Here is a 24,479-nt window from a genome sequence, read left to right as displayed (position 1 = left end):
AACACTCTTGCGGTACATGGTCTTTCTTATTTCGCTTCAGCACGTACCTCTAGAAAACTCTCGCGGTACATACTTCTTCTATTTCTGCGTAAGCACGCACCTCTAGAACACGAATCCGTTAAAAATTCATGCCCGACCCAAAAAATGCTCCACAGATATTTTTCCCAATAAAAAAAAGACACTGCATAAGCAATGTCTTAGTAAATAGATGTGTTTTCTTTAGTGGTATTCTCTATAATTTCCTTCACTCGTGCTAGGAATCGTCCACATACAAGTCCATCCAATACTCGATGATCAAGCGACATACAGAGATTCACCATATGACGAACGGCAATCATGCCATCGATGATAACTGGACGTTGGACGATTGATTCAACCTGTAAAATAGCAGCCTGTGGATAATTAATAATTCCCATCGACTGAACAGATCCAAATGAACCAGTATTATTTACGGTAAAAGTACCACCTTGCATGTCGTCTGCTTTAAGTTTTCCAGATCGTACTTTAGCTGCGAGGTCTGTTATTTCTCTCGCAATCCCCTTAATCGATTTTTCATCTGCATTCTTAATAACTGGAACAAATAGAGCATCATCTGTTGCAACGGCAATCGAAATATTAATATCCTTCTTCTGGATAATTTTATCCCCTGCCCACAACGAATTGATTTGTGGATACTCCTTAAGTGCTTGGGCTACAGCTTTTACAAAAAATGCGAAGAAAGTAAGATTGAAGCCTTCCTTTTGCTTAAATTCATTCTTCATTGAATTTCTGTATTGAACCATATTTGTGGCATCCACTTCAACCATTGTCCATGCGTGCGGAATCTCATGCTTACTACGAAGCATGTTCGCTGCGATCGCTTTTCGAACTCCCGTTACTGGTATTTCAACATCACCAACAGCTACAGGTACATTAGGTGCCGGAGTTGGCATAGATGGTTGGACACTTGCAATTAGCTGGTTAGTAGGTTGAGTTGCCAGATTTTGAACTTGCTGATCAGTGGTTGGAATCTGTCCAGATTCAATTAATTTCTGAAGGTCCTTACGGGTAATTCTTCCACCTGCCCCTGTCCCTTTCACCTGTGCAAGGTCAATATTATGTTCCTGTGATAGCTTTAGAACAGCTGGTGAATAACGTAATTTATTAGAAGAATCACTCGGCACTACTGCATTATTTGTTGACTTCTCAAGAGTTTCTTCTTTTACTGTTTCTTGAGGTGTCGCTTGCTCCGTTCCACCACCTGCAGTTTCAATTACACAAATCACTTCACCGACTGCTAACGTTTCTCCTTCTTCTGCAATTAGCTCTTTTATAGTACCAGCAAAAGAGGATGGCACCTCTGCATTTACTTTATCTGTCATTACTTCAGCTAAAGGATCATATTTGTTTACGGTATCCCCAACTTCTACAAGCCATTTACTAATCGTACCTTCTGTAACACTTTCACCAAGCTGGGGCATTGTTATTTTTTCAGTTGCCACTCATAAAACCTCCTCAGTCACCATCCATTCTTTAAGAAATGAACAGTTAAAATTCCGCAAGCTCTCTCATTGCTTTTTCTACTTTATCTGGATTGACCATAAAGTATTTTTCCATAGTTGGTGCATATGGCATTGCAGGCACATCTGGGCCGGCAAGTCGCTTAATTGGAGCATCTAAATCAAATAAGCAATTTTCAGCAATGATTGCTGCAACTTCACCCATAATACTTCCTTCTTTATTGTCTTCGGTTAACAATAAAACTTTACCCGTTTTTGATGCTGCTTCAATGATTGCTTCTTTATCTAGCGGATATACTGTCCGTAAATCAAGGATATGTGTCTGAATCCCATCTTTCGCGAGACGCTCTGCTGCTTGTAAGGCAAAGTGAACACATAAACCGTACGTTATAACCGTAATGTCCTCGCCCTCGCGCTTCACATCAGCCTTACCAATTGGTAATACATAATCATCGGTCGGCACTTCCCCTTTGATTAAACGATAGGCACGTTTATGTTCAAAGAATAAAACTGGATCTTCATCACGAATGGCAGCCTTTAGCAAGCCTTTTACATCATAAGGAGTTGAAGGCATTACAATTTTTAAGCCCGGTTGATTTGCAAAAATCGCTTCCACAGATTGTGAGTGATACAGCGCTCCATGTACTCCGCCACCATAGGGAGCTCTAATTGTGATTGGGCAATTCCAATCATTGTTTGAACGATATCGTATTCTAGCAGCTTCAGAGATAATTTGATTGACAGCAGGCATGATAAAATCAGCAAACTGCATTTCTGCAATAGGTCGCATGCCATACATCGCTGCCCCAATTCCAACACCTGCTATAGCAGACTCTGCTAAAGGGGTATCCATTACGCGCTGCTCACCGAATTGCTCGTAAAGTCCATTTGTCGCTTTAAATACTCCACCTTTTTTTCCAACGTCCTCTCCTAAAATAAACACTTTAGGATCACGTTCCATCTCTTCACGAATCGCCATTGTTACGGCATCAATATATGAAATTACAGGCATTCTTTTTCCCCCTTACTGTTCAGCGTATACGTGTTTTAGAGCAGACTCAGGCTCTGCGTATGGTGCACTTTCTGCATAATCAGTCGCTTCATTAACAAGTTTTGCAACACGATCTCCAATTTCCTGTTCCTTCTCAGCATTTAAGACGCCGGTCTCTTTTAAATAAGTAACAAAGGATAGAATTGGATCATTCTTTTTCGCTTCTGCTACTTCGTCCTGCTCACGATATGCACGATCATCATCATCAGATGAGTGGGCAGTTAGACGATAAGAGATCGTTTCAACTAAGGTAGGTCCTTCCCCTCGACGGCCTCTATCCGCTGCTTCTTTAACTACTTTATATACTTCGAGTGGATCATTTCCATCCACCGTTACACCAGGCATTCCATACCCAATTGCACGGTCAGAAATTTTTTCACAGGCTACCTGCTTTTCGTATGGAACAGAAATAGCATATTTATTATTCTCACACATGAAGATGACTGGAAGCTTGTGAACCGCTGCGAAATTTGCGCCTTCATGGAAATCACCCTGATTCGAAGAACCTTCACCGAACGTCACAAACGTAACTAAATCCTTTCCTTCCATTCTTCCCCCCAGAGCCACACCAACTGCATGTGGAACCTGTGTCGTTACAGGAGATGAGCCCGTTACAATACGATTTTTCTTTTGTCCAAAATGACCAGGCATTTGACGTCCGCCTGAATTCGGGTCCTCTGCTTTAGCAAATCCAGACAGCATTAATTCCTTTGCCGTCATTCCGAATGTAAGAACAACTCCCATATCACGGTAATATGGCAAAACATAATCCTTTTCACGGTCAAGTGCAAATGCCGCACCTACTTGAGCTGCTTCCTGACCTTGACAGGAAATAACGAATGGAATTTTTCCCGCACGGTTTAATAACCACATTCTCTCATCTATTTTTCTAGCTAATAGCATTGTTTCATACATTTCAAGAACTGCATCATCACTTAATCCCAATGCTTGATGACGATTTTCGGTCATGTAAATACCTCCCTAAAAAATCTAATTGTACCTAGGTTTGGACAACCCCGCATAAAAAAGCTGGGTGAAAAACAAAACTTATGCATGTATCGCCTTTCCATCAACAGCTAAAGCAGCTTCTCCAATAGCTTCAGATAATGATGGATGTGGATGAATCGTTTGCGCAATCTCCCAAGGTGTTGCATCAAGTACTCTCGCTAAACCAGCTTCTGATATCATATCAGTCACATGTGGTCCAATCATATGAACACCTAGTAGATCATCGGTTGACTCGTCGACAACAAGTTTTACAAACCCATCAGACTCACCATATACAAGAGCTTTTCCGATTGCTCTGAATGAGAACTTACCTATTTTAACAGTAAATCCTTTTTCTTTTGCTTCCTCTTCAGTAAAACCGACACTCGCGATCTCAGGATTACTATATACACATTTTGAAACAAGTGAATAGTCCATTGGCGAAGGTTTTTCACCTGCAATATGCTCTACTGCAACAATTCCTTCGTGAGAGGCTACATGTGCAAGTTGAAGACCGCCTATACAATCGCCAATCGCATAAATATGGGATTCTTTTGTTTGGAAAAATTCATTTGTAGTAATAGAACCTTTTTCCAAAACAATCTCTGTATTTTCAAGGCCAATGTTCTCAACATTCGCTTGTCTACCAACAGATACAAGCACCTTATCTGCAGAAAAAGATTTAGCTTCACCTTTATGCTCAGCTTGAATCGTAATCCCGTCACCTTTTTCAAGTGTCTCAGGTAAAACTTTCGCACCTGTTACAATCTTTACACCTTTTTTCTTTAGCAATCGCTGCATTTCCTTTGAGATTTCATGATCCTCCGTTGGAAGAATTCGATTCGCATATTCAAGTACCGTCACCTCTACACCGAAGTCGTGCAGCATTGATGCCCACTCAATTCCTATCACGCCCCCACCGACAATTACAATGGACTTAGGTAAACTCTCCATTTTTAATGCATCATCAGAAGTTAAAACATAGTTTCCATCTATTTCGAGTCCAGGTAAAGACCTTGCTCGAGACCCAGTTGCAATAATGATGTTTTTAGGAATCAGCATTTCATTTTCTTCGCCATTGTTCATCTCAACCGAAATGGTTCCAGGTATCGGTGAAAAAATAGACGGACCTAAAATACGTCCATAGCCTTCAATTACATCAATTTTCCCCTGTTTCATCAAATGCTGTACACCTTTATATAACTGTTCCGTAATTTTGTTTTTTCGGTCTTGTACTTTTGAAAAATCAAGTGATACATCCTTTGTGATTACACCGAATTCCTCACTTCTTTTTGTAGTTGCGTATACTTCTGCACTCCTTAAAAGAGCCTTACTTGGAATACATCCTGCATGTAAACAGGTGCCACCAAGCTTTCCTCTTTCAACAACTGCCACTTTTAGTCCAAGCTGGGAGGCACGAATGGCAGCAACATACCCGCCGGTACCGCCTCCTAAAATTACTAAATCGTATTCCTTTGACATAACCTACTCACCTTCTAGCTCCGCTTATTTTAAGACAGGGGTTTGAAGAGGTTTTCCAGGATATTCTTTTTCCTTCTCTTCCCCACGTAGTACACGTAATGCACCCTCTGCTAATGCCTGTAGTTCATTTTCACCTGGCTGGATGATGACATCCGCTATCCAATTCACATGGTTGGAAATTTCAGAGATAAATTCATTTCCGTAAGCTAATCCGCCGGTTAAAATGATTGCATCCACCCGACCTGAAAGGACCGCACTTGCCGCTCCTATTTCTTTGGCGATTTGGTACGCCATAGCCTTGTAAACTAAACGCGCCCTATCGTCTCCTTTTTCAATCATTCTTTCCACTGCAACAGCATCATTCGTCCCAAGATATCCGACTAAACCACCTTGACCCACAAGTTTTTTCATGATTTCTTCACGGAAGTATTGACCTGAAAAACAAAGGTCGATTAAATCCCCTGCAGGAACTGTCCCAGCGCGTTCTGGGCTAAATGGTCCGTCACCATGCAATCCATTATTTACGTCAACCACTTTACCACACTTATGGACGCCCACTGTAATTCCGCCGCCCATATGGGTCACGATTAAATTCATTTCTTCATAGGTTTTTCCTAGATCCCTCGCAACTCTTCTTGCTACTGCCTTTTGATTTAGAGCATGAAAAATGCTCCTTCTCTCAATCAAATCAAAACCTGATATTCTAGCAATAGGTTCAAGTTCGTCAACAACAACGGGATCCACAATATATGGCGGAATATTTAACCCAGATGCAATTTCATGTGCTAAAATACCTCCAAGATTCGATGCATGCTCTCCAGCATATCCAATTCTCAAATCATGAAGCATCTCATCATTAACTTTGTAGGTTCCACCTTGTATCGGTTTTAATAACCCACCTCTACCGCAAACTGCACTCAGTTTTGAAAGATTAATGCCTTCATTATCTAAATTTTTCAGAATCGTTTTTTTTCGAATTTCATATTGATCAATTATATTTTCATAAGCATTTAATTCTGATAAATCATGTCGAATTGTCTTCTCAAAAACAGACCGTTCATTATCATAGACGCCGATTTTTGTTGATGTTGATCCTGGATTGATAACGAGAATCCGATATTCTTTGTCAAGCAATATTGAAACCTCCAGTACTTAAATGCAGTCCAACGGTTGTTTTTACATTTCTTATTTCAACCATGAATTCCATAAGGTAAAAAGAGGAAAAGCTTAATAAAGCCTTCCCCCATCTAAAAGCCTAGGTTTAATGTCTAGCTCCAGGCACCATCAGCTCGAGGTCATAAGCTAATCGCTTCGGAAGGTAAAGTATAGCTTCTGTCAGCGCTCATCTTATGCTTGACTTGCACAGGACAAGTAAAGCTTCGACAGCATAATCCTCGCACGAAGAAAATGCATAGCATTTTCGAGGAAGTGCTGACATCGACGTTTGCCACAGGACGTGGCAGTAGTTAGTCGATGCTCCTCTATCCAGGTGCCTTGCTTTTCTTATTTCCTACGACTTAAAATGTGGTGCCCGTTTTGTAGAAATTGGCTTCTTGAATTTCTCATTCTCTCGATACGCTCTTCTGCCAAACGATCTGCAGCTTGGTAAGTTGGAATTCCGTCTCTCTTTGCGATTTCAATTACTTTTTCAATTGTGTCGTAAAGTGATTCTACCTTCTTTAACGCACGCTCTTGATTATAGCCATATAATTCGTCGGCAACATTGATAACTCCGCCCGCATTGATTACATAGTCAGGCGCGTAGACAATTCCTAATTCATGAATCATGTCACCATGACGTGGTTCTTTAAGCTGATTATTTGCAGAGCCTGCAATAACCTTTGCTTTTAATTGTGGGATTGTCTCATCATTTACTGTTGCACCTAATGCACAAGGTGCATAAATATCACATTCCACACTATAAATTTCGTTAGGATCCACTGCTTGCGCTCCGAAATCTCTGACAGCACGATCGACAGCGTCTTTATTTATATCTGTTACAATTAAATTTGCTCCTTCTTCATGTAGGTGTTTACAAAGTGTGTACGCTACATTTCCTACACCTTGAACAGCAATCGTTTTTCCTTCAAGTGAATCCGTACCAAATGCTTCTTTGGCTGCAGCTTTCATTCCTCGGTACACACCAAATGCGGTTACCGGAGATGGGTTTCCAGATGAACCAAACGCTGGTGATATTCCAGTTACATAGTCAGTTTCTTCATGAATAATGTCCATATCAGCAACAGTAGTACCCACATCTTCCGCTGTAATATATCGTCCGTTAAGTCCTTGGATATAGCGTCCAAATGCACGGAACATTTCCTCATTTTTATCCTTGCGAGGATCACCAATAATGACTGTTTTGCCTCCACCAAGATTTAATCCCGCAGCTGCATTTTTATATGTCATCCCTTTTGCAAGTCTTAATGCATCTTCGATCGCTGCTTCCTCTGAAGCATATGTCCACATACGAGTACCGCCTAGCGCTGGTCCCAACGTTGTATCATGAATAGCGATTATCGCCTTTAAACCAGATTGTTTGTCCTGACAAAATAGTAACTGCTCGTAATCATATTTTTCCATGTAAGTAAAGATTTCCATTTTGTAAGATCCTCCCCAAGATTGACTAATAGATGATTATTTGTTGGCAGAGCAAACTGCCAACGCTAAAGAATATAATTTGCTTTTTGCAGAGTCGGCTCTAGATGTTAAAACAATTGGAGCAGAAGCACCCGCAATTACAGCCCCAACCTCTGCCTTTGCAAAATAAACCAAAGATTTATATAAAGCATTTCCAACTTCAATCGTTGGAACTAGCAGTATATCAGCCTGTCCTGCCACTGCACCTGTGATTCCTTTGTGCTCAGCTGCATGAATCGAAATGGCATTATCAAGCGCTAATGGACCATCAACGATGCAGTTTTGAATTTGGCCACGATGGTTCATTTGGGTTAAAGCAGCCGCATCCAATGTTGCTTGCATCGTAGGATTCACAACTTCAACAGCAGCTATGGGGGCTACTTTCGGAACGGCTATCCCGATTGAGTTTGCTACCTTAACTGCATTTATTAAAATTTGCACCTTTTCCTGAAGCCCTGGCGCTACGTTCATAGCTGCATCTGTTACGATTAACAGGCGGTCATAATCAGGTACATCAAAAACAGCAACATGTGATAGAACATTTCCTGTACGTAATCCATAGTCCTTATCCAACACGGCTTTTAAAATAATTGATGTTGGAATATTCCCTTTCATTAATACATCTGCTTCTCCAGCATGAACTGCTTTCACAGCAGCCTTTGCTGCTTCTTCCTCTGATGGTGAATTAACTACATAAAGTGCTTCATGCCCTACTCTACTTCCCCCTTTTTGAGAAAGGATTTGGTCTATTTTTTCTTGATTACCAAATAATAAAAAACGGGCAAGCCTGTGATTTACGGCTTCGACTACTGCTTCTAGTACTTCTTCATCCTCAGCAGCAGCAACTGCTACGGTAACCTCGGATTGTTCGGCAGCATTTTTGATAAGATTCGTAAGTTTCATTAGTCTTTACCTTCTTTTCAATCATAGTCCCCTTCGTTTTTTACATCTAATTATTAATGCAATAATCATGCCAACATAAAACGAAATGAAAGCGCTTCATCTAATTCACCTTTCCAAAAAATCATGTGCAACATCTTGCAATTTTCGCAAAATATTGCGTGCCTTAATTTGCAAGATTATATTTTTCCAGCTTATAATATAGACTTCGAAGCGATATCCCTAATGATTTAGCAGCCGCCGTTTTATTTCCGCCATTCAAATCCAGCACCTCTGAAATAACTTTTGCCTCGTACTTCTCTACTAAGTCTGATAATGGAACATCCTTAATTTCAGTTTCAGGTACCGATTGACTAGCAGAGGCTTTTTCCTTGAGATTATGTAGGGGTTGGATATGCTTTACATCAATTAGTCTTTCCTGATAGTTCATAAAGATTACGGCTCTACCTAGTACATTTTCAAGCTCCCTAACATTACCAGGCCAGTCATATCCATATAAATAATTAATTGCTTCTTTTGTTAATCCTTCAACTGTCCGCCCATAATCCTGGTTAATCTTAAGTAGCAAATGCTCCGCAAGTGGTTTAATATCCTGTTTTCTCATTCTTAAAGATGGGATTTGAATTGGAATTTTATTTATTCGATAATAAAGATCCTCTCTAAAGGTGCCATTTCCGATTCCTTTTTCTAAATTTACATTTGTAGCTGCAATAATTCGTACATCAATCGGAATCGACTTCGTTCCCCCAACTCTTCTGATTTCTCTTTCCTGCAAAACCCTTAATAATTTTGCTTGAGTATTTAAAGATAATTCCCCAATTTCATCTAAGAAAATACTTCCATTGTTCGCTTCCTCAAATATGCCGCGTTTTCCACCTCGCTTTGCTCCCGAAAATGCACCTTCTTCATACCCAAAAAGTTCACTTTCTAAAAGAGACTCTGAGATTGCAGCACAATTCACACGAACAAACTTATTATATTTTCGCTTACTTTCATTATGTATCGCATGTGCAAACAATTCCTTGCCTGTCCCAGATTCTCCCCTAAGTAAAACGGTGGCTGGGGTTTTCGCTCCAAGTTTTGCTTGTTCAATTGCAAATTCCATTTCTTCAGAGGAACCAATGATATCATCAAATGTGTATTTTGCTTCAAGAGACCGAATGATATGTCTGGCCCGATTCAATTCCGATGTGAGCTGACTAATTTCTGATACATCGTGAATGACCCCTACACTTCCCTTAAGCTTGCCATCCACAATGACTGGTGCAACATTTACAATCACATCTTTTTCAAAGGGGCCCACCTTCATCCGAGCACCTCTTACAGGTCTTCTCGTTTTTAACACCTGCATGTGCATACTCTCTCCTTCAGAAATATCGGCATTTGCAGGTTTCCCAATGACCTGTTCCTTTTCAAGTCCCGTAATTCGAGTGTATGCCCGGTTTATTAATATGCCGCGTCCATCCTCATCCACAACTGAAATAGCTTCATCAGAGGATTGGATGATTGCTTCAAGCATCGTTTGTATTTCTTTTAAATTTGTTATTTCTTCAGCAAGATTGACAACTTCTGTAATATCTTTAAAAACAGCAAATGCACCTAGCAGCATTCCCGATTCATTGACCATTGGAATTCGGGTCGTTATGATTTTACGTCCATTATCCAACATAAATTCCTGGTTGACTTCAATAGCCCTTGTTGAAAGAATCTCAGGTAATCGGCTGTCTGGAATGCACTCAAAAATATGCTTCCCAATTGCTTCTTCCTTATCGACACCGATCATCCTTGATGCACTATTGTTTAGTAAGATGACTTGGCTATTTATATCAATGACAATCATTCCATCATGGGTTGAATCTAAAATCAAATCTACCATAACCTTCTGCATAACCAATGCCACCTCTTTCACTTGCAAAGTTAGGGTTTTTGCAATATTTTACATACCCTTTTCATACCCTTTGCAATAAAATGCACACCTTTATAATAACCTGAAACCTCCATCTTGACAAATTTTATTAATAGCTTACATTAAATATAGAAGTCTTTATTCGAAAGGATTTTATATTATGCAACGTATACTGGCTCTAATCGTACTACTAATACCAGGTATAATCGCCGGGGTTGGGATTAAATTTATGAGGGATATGTTTTTTGGTGTGTTACACAGCCCCATTCCGAATTTAATGCTACAATTTATCATCGGTCTTATTTTCTTTCTAGCTGGTTTATCCTTTATCGGTGGTTTCATTCTCCACCGCGATCGTAAAAGAAATAAGGTACAAGAAAAATTTAATAAAGAAAGCTCCCCTGTTGGAGACCAAAATAAATAATCCTGCTTTTGATGAGCAGGATCTTTTTATTTTTATTTAATTAATGCTACTCCTTTCTCCGGATAATCTGTGATGATTGCAGTACATCCAAAATCAATAAATTGCATCATCTTTTTCTCATCATTTATCGTAAACGGTCGAACCGCGATACCATTTCGCTTCGATTCGTCAACTATTTCTTTATTGATAGTTTGGTGAAAAGGATGGATTCCGTTCGAATTCAGGCGTTTTGCATAATCCCACGGTTCATAAAGACACTCCATATATAAAATAGCTAAATCAATTGTACTCGATAGCCGTCTACACTTCACTAAGCTATAGTGATTAAAGCTTGATAAAACAATTCGATCTTCTAGTCCATATTCATGAATCAGCTTCAAGGTTTTCTCTTCTATGCCCTTATAGGAAACTAATCCGGTTTTAAATTCAACATTAATCAATAGATGGTTTGACTTTGCCCAATCAAACACTTCTTCAAGCGTCGGTATTTCGCATATTCCGTATTTATCCTTGAACTTATAGCTTGCATCCATTTTCTTGATCTGTTTTAATGTATAATCCTTTACCCAACCGTTATCTTTCCCATTTGTTGTTCGTTTGACGGTTTCATCATGAATGACAACAATGAAACCATCTTTTGTCATTTGAATATCAAGTTCAATCCCATCGGCACCAACTCTTGCCGCTTCTTTAAACGAAATCATTGTGTTTTCTGGGTGTGTACCGGCAGAACCCCTATGTCCAAATATTTTGGTTTTCATCATTGATATTCTCCTTTTTTTGGTATACTCCCATTATAAAGTAATCTCGTTAGAAAAAATATCGTAAAAAAAACACCGCTTTCACTTCGAAAACGGTGTTTTTGTAAGAATATGATGAAAAATAATTTCGATTTTATTTACTTCTTACCTTCTCAAGAAGCTTTGTGTTCAAGGCGAAGCTTATCAGCAACCATCGCGATGAATTCACTATTTGTAGGCTTTGCTTTTGACATACTTACTGTATAACCAAAAAGATTAGAAATTGAATCGATATTTCCACGACTCCATGCAACTTCAATGGCATGACGAATTGCACGCTCAACGCGGCTAGCAGTTGTATTGAATTTCTTTGCGATATCTGGATAAAGAACCTTTGTTATAGATCCTAATAATTCAATATCATTATATACCATGGAAATCGCTTCTCTTAAGTATAAGTACCCTTTAATATGCGCAGGAACTCCAATTTCATGAATAATACTCGTAATGCTCGCGTCTAAGTTTCTAGGGCTATTTTCTTGCTGTGTACGAACAACTGAACTGGAAGGATTTCTTTTAATTACTGGGGAAGCTTTTCCGCTTACTTGACGGATTCGACTTGCAAGGTTTTCCATGTCAAATGGCTTTAAAATAAAATAGGCTGCACCTAAATCGACGGCTTTTTTCGTCACATCCTCTTGGCCAAATGCTGTTAACATAATGACATTAGGTTGTTTTTCAAGATTTAATTCACGCAATTTTTCTAAAACAGCTAAGCCATCTAGGTGAGGCATAATAATATCTAAAACGAGAACATCTGGTTGTTTATCTTGGAGCATGTTAAGGCAATCTTGACCATTAAACGCGACACCTAACACTTCGATATCATCCTGACTAGATAAATATTCATCAAGTAAATTCACCAGTTCTCTATTATCATCAACCACACAAACTTTAATTTTTTTCACTCTGTTTCCTCCTCAAGCTTCAATCCACAAATTTGTATATATTTCTATTCTAAAGAAAGAATTCGACAATGCAATAAGAATTCCTTTATTTTTTTAAAAAAATAGCAAAAATTTATTGAAAAATAAAATATTCTCCATTATACTTAAAGATTCGACTAAATATGCCACAATTTATTGATGAAATTTAGGATTTGTCGAAAAATCTTTATTTGATTTTATTATATAATCTCATTCAACTTTTGGCGACAAGAAAAATATATCCCATAAAGAAAAAAGCGAGCATTTAGCTCGCCTTTTTTTGCTCCTTTTTATAAATATCAATACCCGCTTCACTTAGCATCCATTCAATGTGAACACCATATCCGCTTGTTGGGTCATTAACGAATACATGAGTAACAGCTCCGATGAGTTTACCGTCTTGGATAATCGGGCTACCGCTCATACCTTGAACAATTCCACCAGTTTTTTCTAATAGGCGTTTATCGGTTATTTTTACAACCATTCCTTTTGTTGCTGGAATTTTTTGAGGAACAGCACTTACAATTTCAATGTCAAATTCCTCTACTTTATCATTTTCTACAACAGTTAAAATCGTTGCAGGTCCTGGCTTTACTTGGTGTGAAAGTGCAATTGGAAGTGGCTTATCCATAATGCCATTATTCACTTGTTTGTTTAACTCGCCAAAAATGCCAAATGGACTATTCCGTTTAATGTTCCCGATGATTTCCTTATCGGCTGAAAAACGTGCAAGCTTTTCACCGGGATCACCATTGCTTCCCTTTTCAATGGATGTAACCGTTGATCTTACAATTTGTCCATCAGATACAACGATCGGCTCCTTCGTATCCATATCTGAGATAACATGACCTAACGCCCCGTATTTTTTCGTATCGGGATGGTAAAATGTCATTGTCCCTATACCCGCAGCCGAGTCACGAATATACAACCCAATTCGATACGCTTCGTCATTCTTATCCTTTTGAGGCATAAGCTTTGCCTTTATATCCTCGTTGTCTCTAACAATTACTAGGTTTAACGGTTCACCTGTCTTACCCGATTCTTGAACAAATGGTCCAACATCACTCATTTTTTCAATTTTTTTGCCATTTATTTCTTTAATGATGTCGCCTACCTGTACTCCAGCAGTTTCACCTGGGGATTTTTTCCCATCTTCTGTATCAATTTGGTGGTGACCAACAACCAATACACCAAGCGTATTAAGCTTAACCCCAATTGATTGACCTCCAGGTACGACTTTAAAGTCAGATAAAACATTAACATTTACTTTCTTGACTGGAATACCAGCAAATTCAACCATCATCTCGCCTTCACCGCTTTCTTTTGCAGCAACTGAGATCCGTTGATCATCAACAGCAGATGAAAAGGCAAAGCTGGAATCCTGAATCGTTGTGGTGACTGGTAATGTGGATTGAACTGTGAAATCTTGACCTTCAAATAAAGTAAGGTGTTTAGGGATTTCTATATATTCTTTAAGCGGCTTGAAAAATCCTAAAGCCATTATTGAAACAAGGAGAAATGTACCGATTATATATCTAATTTTATCTATTTTCATTTACTTTTCACTCTCCTCGCTCCTATCCCACGCCATAACATGAATCAAATGCGCCTTAGCGTATTTGCCGCCCGATTTTTTTAGGCCCACACGAGGTGGGTCACAAAGACGAAGACATTAGGATGTGACGTTCTTAGTCTTTAATCCTACGTCTCGAAAAATTTCCTTTGAAAAATCATGGCATCCGCCGCAGGCTTAACTTTTATTCAGATAGGGTTAGAAACCGACTGAACAAAAGTTATGGCTACATTCTTTAATTTGACCTTTCAGAGCAACATTTATAACCACTAAGAGATTAAAAAAGCTACCCATTTTGGATAGCATTACAAATAAAAATCGCTCTAAACTTAGTATAAAGCTACAATCAAATACATCTTGGCTTTTTCGTATTTAGTGATTTACCATTTGTCGTGCAAGCTTACTTTCTTTTGCAAGGCTTAATAATTCTTTCGCATGTTCTCTCGTCAAATCTGTGATTTCCACACCTGAAATCATACGGCTAATTTCCTTGATTTTTGCGGTTTCATCAAGTGGGGTAACTGATGTTGTAGTTCTTCCTTGAACGGTTTCCTTCGCGATAAATAAATGGGTATCAGCCATTGCCGCAACCTGTGGAAGGTGGGAAATACAAAGAACCTGAGAACCTACAGATATCCCGTATATTTTTTCTGCAATTGCTTGAGCAACACGGCCACTAACACCTGTATCTACTTCATCAAATATGATGGAGGTAACACCTTGATGTTTTGAAAAAATACTCTTAATGGCCAGCATAATCCTTGAGAGTTCACCACCTGAGGCAATTTTCGCTAATGGCTTGAGTGGTTCTCCTGGATTCGTCGAAATATAAAATTCAATATCATCTTTCCCATTTGGAGTGAATTTAATAGGCGAATCTTCAAAAAAGTTTATATCAAATTTCGCTTTTTCCATATAGAGATCTTTTAATTCCTGTGCTATTTTATCAATAAGCTCTGTTGCTAGCTTTTTTCGAAGTTGAGAAACATGTTCGGACTCAAGCTTAACGTCTTCTAGAACGGATTCAAGTTCTTCCTTCAGGTTACCAATATGCTGCTCACGATTTTGGATTGTATCGATTTCATCCTCAATTTTCGCCGCATATTCAAGAATTTCTTCAACAGAATGTCCATATTTCCGCTTTAATTGTGCAATTTCATTCAAACGACCTTCGATAAAATCAAGTCTTTCAGGATCAAACTCTAAATCATCTAGCTGATCGCGTATTTTATAGGATATTTCTTCTAATTGATAAAAGCTATTAGAGATGGTCTCGTGAATGTTCTTTAACTCTTTATCTATATCCATTACATCTTCAGCATGATTCATGGCTAGCCCAACCCAATCAAGACCCTTCTGCTCTCCATATAAAGCGTTATAACTATTTTGAAGGGCTTTGAAGATTTTTTCGTAATTTGAAATCTTCCTTCTTTCTTCTGTTAATTCTAGATCTTCTTTAGGTTTTAGTTCTGCTTTTCCAATTTCATTTAATTGAAATTGTATTAAATCTAAACGGTGGGCCATCTCTTGTTCATTTTCATTAAAACTTTTCAACCGATGCTTCACATTTAAAAAATTCTTATAAACCGATTGGTATTCCAGTAATGCTTGATTAAGCGAATTTCCCCCATATTGGTCAAGCATATAAATATGCTGTTCTTGATTCATCAAGTCTTGGTGTTCATGCTGTCCATGAATATCAATTAATGTTCTCCCAAATTCACGAAGAATTGAAATAGTAACAAGTTTTCCGTTAATTCTACAAACACTTTTTCCTGATTTCGAAATATCTCTTCGTAAAACAATCATTCCCTCACTAATTTCAATTCCAAACTCTTGAGCTTTAGCATAACAGGGGTGATTGTTATCTTCGATTAAAAATAGACCTTCAATTTCGGCACGATTTTCCCCATACCTTATAAATTCAACGGATCCTCTACCACCCACTAATAGATGAACTGCATCTATAATAATGGATTTTCCTGCTCCAGTTTCACCAGACAGGACAGTTAGTCCTTGTTCCAGTGAGATAGAAAGAGATTCAATAATGGCGAAATTCTTGATTGATAACTCTGCTAACAATTCCTACACCTCCTCATTCCACTCTGCCCATTAAAGCATGTCTAGGAAACGATTGGACACAATTTCAGTTTGTTCTGGAGTTTTACAAATAATTAAGCAGGTGTCATCGCCACAAATTGTGCCTAAAATTTCTTCCCAATCTAAATGGTCAATTAGGGCACCAATTGCATTTGCATTCCCCGGTAGAGTTTTCATTACCAACATATGCCCGGCTGAATCAATTTTTACGAAAGCATCCATCAATGAGCGTTTTAGTTTTTGAAGCGGATTGAAACGTTGGTCAGCTGGCAAACTATACTTATAACGGCCATCAATCATTGGCACCTTTACTAAATGAAGTTCTTTAATATCACGAGATACGGTCGCTTGTGTAATGTTGTACCCCTCGCTTTTTAAAATATCAACAATTTCATCTTGTGTTTCTATATCATTGCTCGTAATGATTTCACGTATCTTAATATGTCTTTGCCCCTTATTCATCATGAATTCCTCTCTCTCGTAATCCTTGGTTATTACCTCTTATGTTAGCCGATTGTGACAAAATTGTACATTTTTTTTAATGATTATAGAGGTTTACAATCTGGATGGGGTAATAATAATTTTCCACGAAGAAAGAGGACAGCACATTGGCTATCCCCTTTACGTTATGATTTATCATTCTTTAAGTTTGCATGTGCACTCTCAACAATCTCTTGTACGGAAACAGGTAGTTTGTTTTCACCGACTTCTACTGGTCCATTCCAGCGTATATGAAGTAAAAATTCGATATTTCCTTCACCGCCTGTAATTGGTGAGTAGGATAAATTGATGCAATCATACCCTTCTTTCAAGGAAAATTCAACAATATGTGTCAGCACAGCTTCGTGAGTTTTCGGTTCACGAACAATTCCCTTCTTTCCGACCTGTTCTTTTCCCGCTTCAAATTGTGGTTTTACAAGAGCCACCACATCACTATTTGGAACGAGAAGCGTTTTTAAAACAGGTAAAATCAAGCGCAATGAGATAAAGGATACATCAATTGTTGCAAACTCCGGTAAATCACTTTGGAGGTCGGCAGGCGTGACATACCTAAAGTTTGTCCTTTCCATGACGACTACCCGTTCATCCTGACGTAGCTTCCATGCAAGTTGGTTATACCCAACATCAAGAGCATATGATTTCTTGACGCCATTTTGAAGCGCACAATCGGTAAAGCCTCCTGTTGATGAGCCAACATCAATCATAATTTTATCCTTTATATTTAAATCAAAGTCCTTTATAGCTTTCTCAAGCTTTAACCCACCTCTGCTAACATAGGGAATGACATTTCCCTTAACAGTAAGTGGTATATCTATTTCGACTTTTTCTCCTGGTTTATCGAGTCGTTCTTCATTTGAGAAAACGAGACCAGCCATGATTGAACGTTTCGCTTTTTCTCTTGTTTCAATTAAGCCGCGTTCAACTAATAAAACATCGAGTCGTTCTTTTTTTGTACCCATGCCTACACTCTTTTCTTCTTAGGTACGAGCTTATGGATACGTTCAACCACATTTTCCGTCGTCATTCCAATTTCATGAAGTAGGTCATTAACGTTTCCATGCTCAATAAATTGATCTGGAATTCCCATACGATCAATTTGCGCATTTCGATATTCATGCTCATTGGCAAATTCAAGTACAGAACTTCCAAATCCACCCAGCAAAACAGATTCCTCAAGTGTTAATACAGGAAGGTTTGAACCTAATATTTGGTGCATCATATCATTATCAAGCGGTTTTATAAAGCGAGCATTGACGACTCTTACTGAAATATCTTCTTTTTCGAGTAATTCTGCTGCTTCAAGAGCCATTGGGATTGTTGTCCCAAACGTTAAAATAACAGCATCTGTGCCGGGCTTTACAATTTCCCACGAACCAATTGGAATAAGCTTAAGTTCTTCATCCATTTCGACTCCAAGACCGTTTCCTCTTGCGTATCTTAAAGCAATCGGACCATCATCGTAATGAATTGCCGTATTTACCATATGTTGACCTTCATTTTCATCCTTTGGCATCATGATGACCATATTAGGGATATGCCTTAAGAAGGCAATATCGAATACACCTTGATGTGTTTCTCCATCTGCCCCTACTAAACCGGAACGATCGATTCCAATGAATACATTCAGGTTTTGACGGCACACATCATGCAAGACCTGGTCATATGCTCGTTGTAAAAACGTTGAATAAATTGCGAGAAATGGCTTCATACCTTGTGTTGCAAGGCCAGCAGCCATCGTAGTTGCATGCTGTTCAGCAATGCCAACATCATACATCCGTTCTGGAAATTCCTCGGCAAATTTTTCAAGCTTGGAACCTACAGGCATTGCAGGCGTAATTGCAACAATACGCTCGTCATTTTTTGCTAACTTCCGAACTGTCTCACTAATGACTGCACTCCATGCTGGAGGTGCATTTTTAGGTTTAACAAAATCCCCTGTTTCAATTTTATATGGACCTGTACCATGCCATGTCCCAACTTTGTCTGTTTCAGCAGGGATATAGCCTTTTCCTTTTTTCGTAATTACATGAACTAGAACTGGGCCTTTTGTTTTTTTTGCATATTCAAGCGTCTCAAATAAATCCTCAAAATTATGTCCATCAATTGGCCCTAGGTATGTAAATCCTAGTTCCTCAAAGAAGACTCCAGATACAAGAAGATATTTAAGACTATCCTTTACACGCTCAGCTGTCGCCGCAAGCTTGCCACCTACAGCTGGAATTTTCTTGAGTAACAGCTCAAGCTCATCTTTTACCCAATTATATTTACCTGCAGTACGTAATCTCGCAAGGACATGATGAAGAGCACCCACATTTGGGGCAATTGACATTTCATTATCGTTTAAAATCACAATCATATCTTTCTTTTCATGTCCAATATGATTTAAAGCTTCCAATGCCATTCCACCCGTTAAGGCACCATCACCAATGATGGGAACAACAAATTCCTTAGTTCCTTTAACATCACGCGCTACAGCCATTCCCATAGCGGCGGAAAGACTGGTTGAGCTATGTCCAGTTTCCCAAACGTCATGCTCACTTTCAACACGTTTCGGAAACCCACATAGGCCTTTATATTGACGCAATGTATCGAATTCACAAGCCCGTCCCGTCAAAATTTTATGCACATAGGACTGGTGACCAACATCCCAGATAAATTTATCCTTTGGACTGTCAAACTCCTTATGTAAGGCGATTGTTAATTCAACAACACCAAGGTTAGGACCAATATGTCCCCCAGTCTTTGATAGTTTCTCTATTAAAAATTGACGGATTTCCTGACTCAGTTTATTCAATTCGTCTATTGACATATTTTTAAGGAACTTAGGGTCTTTAATACTTAGAAGATCCAAAGGTTTCACTCACTTTCATTTACTATTCAGCAGTAATATACTTTCGCAAAAAGTATATTTAATGATCTCTAGATGCGATTAGATTGCACATATAGTCTAGTATATCATGTTTCATATCAACACTATATAAAAACCGTTTTGCTTCATCTATATGAAAGGTTAATTTTTCCTTTGCACCCTCAAGCGTTAATAAAGCAGGATATGTATTTTTATGATTGCCTGTATCACTGCCAACTGGTTTCCCAAGCACAACCTCTGTGCCTTCTATATCTAAAATATCATCACGGATTTGAAAGGCTAAGCCTAAATGATGGGCAAATTTTGTAAGCTTATCAAGCTGTTCATCAGTAGCATCTGCAAGAATCGCCCCTGCAACTACACTATAAGCTAATAATTTCCCCGTTTTATGGCGATGAATGTATTCTAGTTCATCTAGGTTTAAGACAGTTCCTTCGCCTTCCATATCAGCAACCTGTCCCCCAACCATCCCTTCAGGTCCAGAAGCCTTTGCTAATTCAGTAACGAGTAAAAGCTTTTTTTCAGGGGATAATGGATAACCTATAGATTCAGAAATTACCTGAAAGCTATACGTCAAAAGGGCATCTCCCGCTAAAATCGCTATTGCCTCACCAAACACCTTATGGTTGGTAGGTTTTCCCCTTCGAAGATCATCATCATCCATACTTGGAAGATCATCATGAATAAGGGAATACGTATGAATCATTTCAATTGCACACGCAGTTGGCAATCCGATACTCTCATCTTTACCAAAGGAATGAAGCGTACCTAATACCAATAATGGGCGAATTCGTTTCCCACCCGCTTCAAGGGAATAGTGCATGGCATCCTTGATGCTCTTCGGAGCTGTTATATGTGAAATATACTTTGGGAGCTGTTCTTCAATATTATTCTTTTGTCTGTTTAAAAATTGCTCTACCTCAGTTGGTCCCACTATTATTCTTCCTCCTGAATCGTAAACGGCTCAAGTTCGCCATCTTCACGCAAAATTTGCTCCATTTGCTTTTCGACATTAGTAAGCTTGTCATGACAAAGCTTTGAAAGCTTCATTCCATCTTGGAAATAAGTGATTGCTTTTTCTAAAGGGACATCCCCTTCTTCCAGCCGCTCAACAACTTGTTCGAGTTGCTCCATTGCTTCCTCAAAGGATAATACCTTCTCTTCACTCATTTATTGTCTCTCCTCTACATCAATTACTTCACAGTCAAGATGACCGTCCTTAAGGTTCACCTTGATCCGATTCCCCATTTCAACCTGCTGTACACTTTTCACTAGATGTTGTTCCTGATCGTATACAAGGCTATACCCACGGTCCATAATTTTTAACGGACTAAGCGCTTCAAGTTTTGCTACCGTTGATGAAAAAACATATTGCTTTTGTTTTAGAATTTGTGTGAATTCCTTTAAAAGCAATTTTGTATTATGGTCCTGCTTTTGCTTTGCTTGAAGAAGCTTTTCACTTGGATGGTTATGCTGCAATTTTAGCTTAAGCTTTTGAAATTCCTCTTGCTTACGCCCAATAGCCCTAACCCCTTCTCTTTCTAAACGTTCTACCAAGCGATCGAGCTGTTGCTCTTTTTGATCATAGAGATTCTTTGGAAAACGAAATGCATAGGATTTTTTCAATGTATCTAATCGTTTCGTATCATTTAACAGCTTTTCCTTCATAGCACGTAATAAACGTGTATGCCTTACTAATAATCGTTCTGAAAGCTCGGCTATATGTGGAACAGCCATTTCTGCTGCCCCTGTTGGTGTTGGTGCACGTAAATCTGCAACAAAATCAGCAATTGTTATATCGGTCTCATGTCCTACTGCTGATATAATCGGGACCTTCGATTGAAAAATCGACCTTGCTACAATTTCCTCATTAAATGCCCATAGCTCTTCTATCGAACCACCACCACGTCCAACAATGAGCACGTCAATTTTTCCAAATTCATTTGCTTTTTGTATGGCTTGTACAATGGAAGGTCCTGCATTTACACCTTGGACTAAAGCAGGAAAAACAATTACCTTCGCAATTGGAAATCTACGTCTTATTGTTATGATAATATCCCGAATTGCGGCACCTGTTGGTGAAGTCACAATCCCTATATAATGTGGGACTTTTGGAATTGGCTTTTTAACATTTAGCGAAAAAAGACCTTCAGCCTCAAGTCGTTTTTTCATTTCCTCATAGGCGAGATATAAATTTCCTATCCCGTCTGGTTGCATTTCTTTGACATAGAGTTGATAATTACCGTTCGATTCAAATACAGTAACCTCACCTCGAAGCAATACTTTCATCCCGTTTTCTGGAGTAAACTTCAGTTCACGGTTGTAGCCAGCAAACATGACAGCTTGAATTCTTGCTTGCTGATCCTTAATTGTGAAATACATATGCCCACGACTATGCGCTTTAAAATTTGAAATTTCCCCCTTCACCCAAATATCCTGAAGGTGTGGGTCGGCATCAAATTTGCGTTTTATATACTTCGTTAGAGCTGTAACGGTTAAATACCGATTTTGATCCATTTTAACCGATCCCTACTTTCTTGAGAGATGGGCAAAATTCTTTGCTGATTGAACTGTATTATGTAAAAGCATAGTAATTGTCATTGGCCCTACGCCACCTGGCACGGGTGTTATGTAGCTTGCTTTTTCTTTTGCATCATCAAATACAACGTCGCCAACAAGCTTTCCAGTTGATTCAAGACGGTTTACGCCAACATCAATCACAACTGCACCTTCTTTAATATAATCTCCAGGAATAAAATTCGCCTTACCAACCGCAGCAACTAAGATATCAGCTTGGAGAGTTATTTCTTTTAGATTTGTCGTCCTAGAATGGCAATACGTCACAGTAGCATTTTCTTTAAGAAAGAGTTGACCAACAGGCTTTCCAACAATATTACTTCTTCCAACAACAACGACATGCTTGCCTTCAATTGAAATCCCCTTTGATTTCACCATTTCAATGATTCCAAATGGTGTACAAGGAAGAAAGGCATCTTGTCCAATCATCATTCTTCCAATATTAATTGGATGGAAGCCATCCACATCTTTTTCAGGTGAGATTCTTTCGATGACAGCTGTTTCGTTAATTGTGTTTGGTAACGGTAATTGAACAAGAATTCCATGAATAGAAGGATCCTGATTTAAGCGGTCAATTTCACCAAGTAAAAACTCTTCTGAAATTGTGTCTGGATATTCTAGCATTAAGGAATGGATTCCTGTTTCCTTACATGCTTTATCTTTTCCCTTTACATAGGATCTTGAAGCCGGATCATTTCCAACTAATAGAACAGCTAATCCTGGGACAATTCCATCTTTTGATAGCTTCTGAACTTCTGTTGCCAGTTCATTTCGTTTTGTTTGCGCTAATTCTTTTCCACTTATAATCTCTGCTGTCATTATTCAACTCTCCCTTTTATACATTGAAACATTTTTTTATTCCTTTATATTCAAAACAGAAAGGTACGTCTTAATTGGCTAATGTATCTTTTATTTTTGATAAAATCGCATTAACGAAACGACTAGAGCTGTCGTCACCAAATTCTTTAGCAAGCTCAATTGCCTCATCAATACTAACTTTTACAGGGATTTCCTCCACGTATTTCATTTCATAAACAGCGATTCTTAAGATTGAACGGTCTACATTTGCAAGTCTTTCAAGATTCCATTTTTCGAGATGTTCTCGTAATAAGGTATCAATTTCTTCTTTCTTTTCGACAACTCCATGAACAAGCTGTTCTAGGAAAGGATCTGAAGACTCTTCTTCCAGTACGCTTTCAATCGCTTCCTTCGGATCACTATCGCTTACATCAACCTGAAATAACGATTGCAAAGCCTTCTGTCTTGCTGTACGTCTCTTCATACTAATAAATTCTCCTTTATGTATAGTAAAACTTTTGTCCCACTAACAGTTACATTCTGATAACATGATAATAACATAAAATAATTTCAAAATAAAAACCAACACTAAACGGAGAACAAAAAATAAATGAGTCTGATAGCGTTAGCCATCAGACTCTAATCAAATACGCCCCGGCGTATTTGTGCCCAGATTTTTTCGACTCGCTCGAAAAACTACCTTTAAAAATCTGTGGCATCCGCCGGGGGCTGAACTTAATTCAGTCGGAGTTTTGACTCCGACTGAATTAAGTTCCTTACATTTCTTCTTCGATTTGAACTTCCGGTTTTTGTGATTCTAATAGGACACCAACGACGTGGATGTTTACCTCGTTTGCATCTAAAGCTGTCATATTCTTTAAAGCTTGACGTACATTGTCTTGAATTTGACGAGCAACATTTGGAATCGAGACGCCAAAATTCATGACACAGAATACATCAACAATAATGCCTGTTTCTGTTAACTCCACTTTGACACCTTTTCCATGATTTTTCTTTCCAAGTTTCTCAACTACTCCAGAAGCAAAATTGCCTCTCATTGAAGCTACTCCTTCAACCTCTGAAGAAGCGATACCTGCAATAACTTCGATTACCTCTGGTGCAATTTCAACCTTACCTAGACCGTTGCTATCTTGATTCATTTCTAAAATATTCGTTTCCGCTGCCATCAGCAAGCACCTCCATTATTTAACTTTATTCAGCTTTCCTCCACTTTAGTGGTGGATGAATACTATATTTGTCATTTATTCAGATGGGAGTTAAATCCCTGTCTGAATAAAGTTAAGCCTCCGGCGGATACCACGATTTTTCAAAGGTAATTTTCCCCGCATTAACTGGCACTAAGCCCTTATGAAGGGCAACTGCCAGTAAATTCCCGATTGGTTCAACTAACAATCTGTGAAATAAAGCATCCACAGATTGAAGTTT

General features: G+C 38.7%; 22 protein-coding genes. 1 reads left to right on the top strand and 21 read right to left on the bottom strand.

Annotated elements, in window-relative coordinates:
- Window positions 1–197 precede the first annotated feature (197 nt).
- From V7112_RS13650 to V7112_RS13615, 8 genes are all read right to left on the bottom strand, one after another.
- Complete coding sequence (locus V7112_RS13650) at window positions 198–1,481, bottom strand: dihydrolipoamide acetyltransferase family protein (protein WP_335420605.1); 1,284 nt, start codon at window positions 1,479–1,481, stop codon at window positions 198–200.
- Between the two features lie 46 nt (window positions 1,482–1,527).
- Window positions 1,528–2,511, bottom strand: a complete 984-nt coding sequence (locus V7112_RS13645; protein WP_335420603.1) for an alpha-ketoacid dehydrogenase subunit beta — start codon at window positions 2,509–2,511, stop codon at window positions 1,528–1,530.
- Window positions 2,512–2,523: 12 nt separating this feature from the next.
- The gene (locus V7112_RS13640; RefSeq protein ID WP_335420601.1) at window positions 2,524–3,519 is read right to left on the bottom strand and encodes a thiamine pyrophosphate-dependent dehydrogenase E1 component subunit alpha; all 996 of its coding nucleotides are present in this window, start codon (window positions 3,517–3,519) and stop codon (window positions 2,524–2,526) included.
- 78 nt (window positions 3,520–3,597) lie between these two features.
- Window positions 3,598–5,019: a dihydrolipoyl dehydrogenase gene (gene lpdA / locus V7112_RS13635; protein WP_335420599.1), complete on the bottom strand. Its 1,422-nt coding sequence runs from the start codon at window positions 5,017–5,019 to the stop codon at window positions 3,598–3,600.
- A 24-nt stretch (window positions 5,020–5,043) separates the two neighbouring features.
- Window positions 5,044–6,153 carry a butyrate kinase gene (buk, locus tag V7112_RS13630; protein ID WP_335420597.1) on the bottom strand — a complete coding sequence of 370 codons (1,110 nt, stop codon included), beginning with the start codon at window positions 6,151–6,153 and terminating at the stop codon, window positions 5,044–5,046.
- 369 nt (window positions 6,154–6,522) lie between these two features.
- The gene (bcd, locus tag V7112_RS13625) at window positions 6,523–7,620 is read right to left on the bottom strand and encodes a branched-chain amino acid dehydrogenase (protein WP_335420595.1); all 1,098 of its coding nucleotides are present in this window, start codon (window positions 7,618–7,620) and stop codon (window positions 6,523–6,525) included.
- 36 nt (window positions 7,621–7,656) lie between these two features.
- Window positions 7,657–8,562, bottom strand: coding sequence for a phosphate butyryltransferase (yqiS, locus tag V7112_RS13620; protein WP_335420592.1), 906 nt, complete (start codon window positions 8,560–8,562; stop codon window positions 7,657–7,659).
- Between the two features lie 163 nt (window positions 8,563–8,725).
- Entirely contained in the window at window positions 8,726–10,447 is a 1,722-nt protein-coding gene (locus V7112_RS13615) for a sigma-54 interaction domain-containing protein (RefSeq protein ID WP_335420591.1), read from the bottom strand.
- Between the two features lie 178 nt (window positions 10,448–10,625).
- Between V7112_RS13615 and V7112_RS13610 the strand changes: the two genes are divergently transcribed.
- Window positions 10,626–10,889 (top strand): DUF2627 domain-containing protein, encoded by a 264-nt coding sequence (locus V7112_RS13610; protein WP_335420589.1) that lies wholly within the window; start codon window positions 10,626–10,628, stop codon window positions 10,887–10,889.
- 32 nt (window positions 10,890–10,921) lie between these two features.
- Here the strand turns inward: V7112_RS13610 and V7112_RS13605 are convergent, their stop codons facing one another.
- The 13 genes from V7112_RS13605 to V7112_RS13545 form a co-directional block, all read right to left on the bottom strand.
- Window positions 10,922–11,650, bottom strand: a complete 729-nt coding sequence (locus tag V7112_RS13605; protein WP_335420584.1) for a glycerophosphodiester phosphodiesterase — start codon at window positions 11,648–11,650, stop codon at window positions 10,922–10,924.
- Window positions 11,651–11,802: 152 nt separating this feature from the next.
- Complete coding sequence (spo0A, locus tag V7112_RS13600) at window positions 11,803–12,597, bottom strand: sporulation transcription factor Spo0A (RefSeq protein ID WP_335420581.1); 795 nt, start codon at window positions 12,595–12,597, stop codon at window positions 11,803–11,805.
- Window positions 12,598–12,880: 283 nt separating this feature from the next.
- Window positions 12,881–14,170, bottom strand: coding sequence for a SpoIVB peptidase (gene spoIVB, locus V7112_RS13595; protein ID WP_335420579.1), 1,290 nt, complete (start codon window positions 14,168–14,170; stop codon window positions 12,881–12,883).
- A 390-nt stretch (window positions 14,171–14,560) separates the two neighbouring features.
- Window positions 14,561–16,270 carry a DNA repair protein RecN gene (recN, locus tag V7112_RS13590; protein WP_335420577.1) on the bottom strand — a complete coding sequence of 570 codons (1,710 nt, stop codon included), beginning with the start codon at window positions 16,268–16,270 and terminating at the stop codon, window positions 14,561–14,563.
- Between the two features lie 30 nt (window positions 16,271–16,300).
- Entirely contained in the window at window positions 16,301–16,750 is a 450-nt protein-coding gene (gene ahrC / locus V7112_RS13585; protein ID WP_335420574.1) for a transcriptional regulator AhrC/ArgR, read from the bottom strand.
- 164 nt (window positions 16,751–16,914) lie between these two features.
- Complete coding sequence (locus V7112_RS13580) at window positions 16,915–17,748, bottom strand: TlyA family RNA methyltransferase (RefSeq protein ID WP_335420571.1); 834 nt, start codon at window positions 17,746–17,748, stop codon at window positions 16,915–16,917.
- 2 nt (window positions 17,749–17,750) lie between these two features.
- Window positions 17,751–19,640: a 1-deoxy-D-xylulose-5-phosphate synthase gene (dxs, locus tag V7112_RS13575; protein WP_335420568.1), complete on the bottom strand. Its 1,890-nt coding sequence runs from the start codon at window positions 19,638–19,640 to the stop codon at window positions 17,751–17,753.
- Between the two features lie 58 nt (window positions 19,641–19,698).
- On the bottom strand, window positions 19,699–20,592 hold the full coding sequence (locus V7112_RS13570; protein WP_335420566.1) for a polyprenyl synthetase family protein: 894 nt from the start codon (window positions 20,590–20,592) through the stop codon (window positions 19,699–19,701).
- A gap of 2 nt (window positions 20,593–20,594) precedes the next feature.
- A complete protein-coding gene (locus tag V7112_RS13565; RefSeq protein WP_335420563.1) occupies window positions 20,595–20,828 on the bottom strand; it encodes an exodeoxyribonuclease VII small subunit in 234 nt (77 codons plus the stop codon).
- Window positions 20,829–22,175, bottom strand: a complete 1,347-nt coding sequence (gene xseA, locus V7112_RS13560) for an exodeoxyribonuclease VII large subunit (RefSeq protein WP_335420560.1) — start codon at window positions 22,173–22,175, stop codon at window positions 20,829–20,831. It lies immediately after the preceding gene.
- 12 nt (window positions 22,176–22,187) lie between these two features.
- Window positions 22,188–23,054, bottom strand: coding sequence for a bifunctional methylenetetrahydrofolate dehydrogenase/methenyltetrahydrofolate cyclohydrolase FolD (gene folD / locus V7112_RS13555; protein ID WP_335420556.1), 867 nt, complete (start codon window positions 23,052–23,054; stop codon window positions 22,188–22,190).
- Window positions 23,055–23,124: 70 nt separating this feature from the next.
- Window positions 23,125–23,517 (bottom strand): transcription antitermination factor NusB, encoded by a 393-nt coding sequence (gene nusB / locus V7112_RS13550; protein ID WP_335420553.1) that lies wholly within the window; start codon window positions 23,515–23,517, stop codon window positions 23,125–23,127.
- Between the two features lie 292 nt (window positions 23,518–23,809).
- Window positions 23,810–24,220, bottom strand: a complete 411-nt coding sequence (locus V7112_RS13545; RefSeq protein WP_335420550.1) for an Asp23/Gls24 family envelope stress response protein — start codon at window positions 24,218–24,220, stop codon at window positions 23,810–23,812.
- Between the last annotated feature and the right edge of the window lie 259 nt (window positions 24,221–24,479).

The sequence above is a fragment of the Bacillus sp. JJ1566 genome, assembly GCF_036962685.1.
Lineage (GTDB): Bacteria > Bacillota > Bacilli > Bacillales > Bacillaceae_L > Ferdinandcohnia.
Note: the sequence above shows the minus strand (reverse complement) of the source record. Positions and strands in the feature narration are given on the sequence as shown.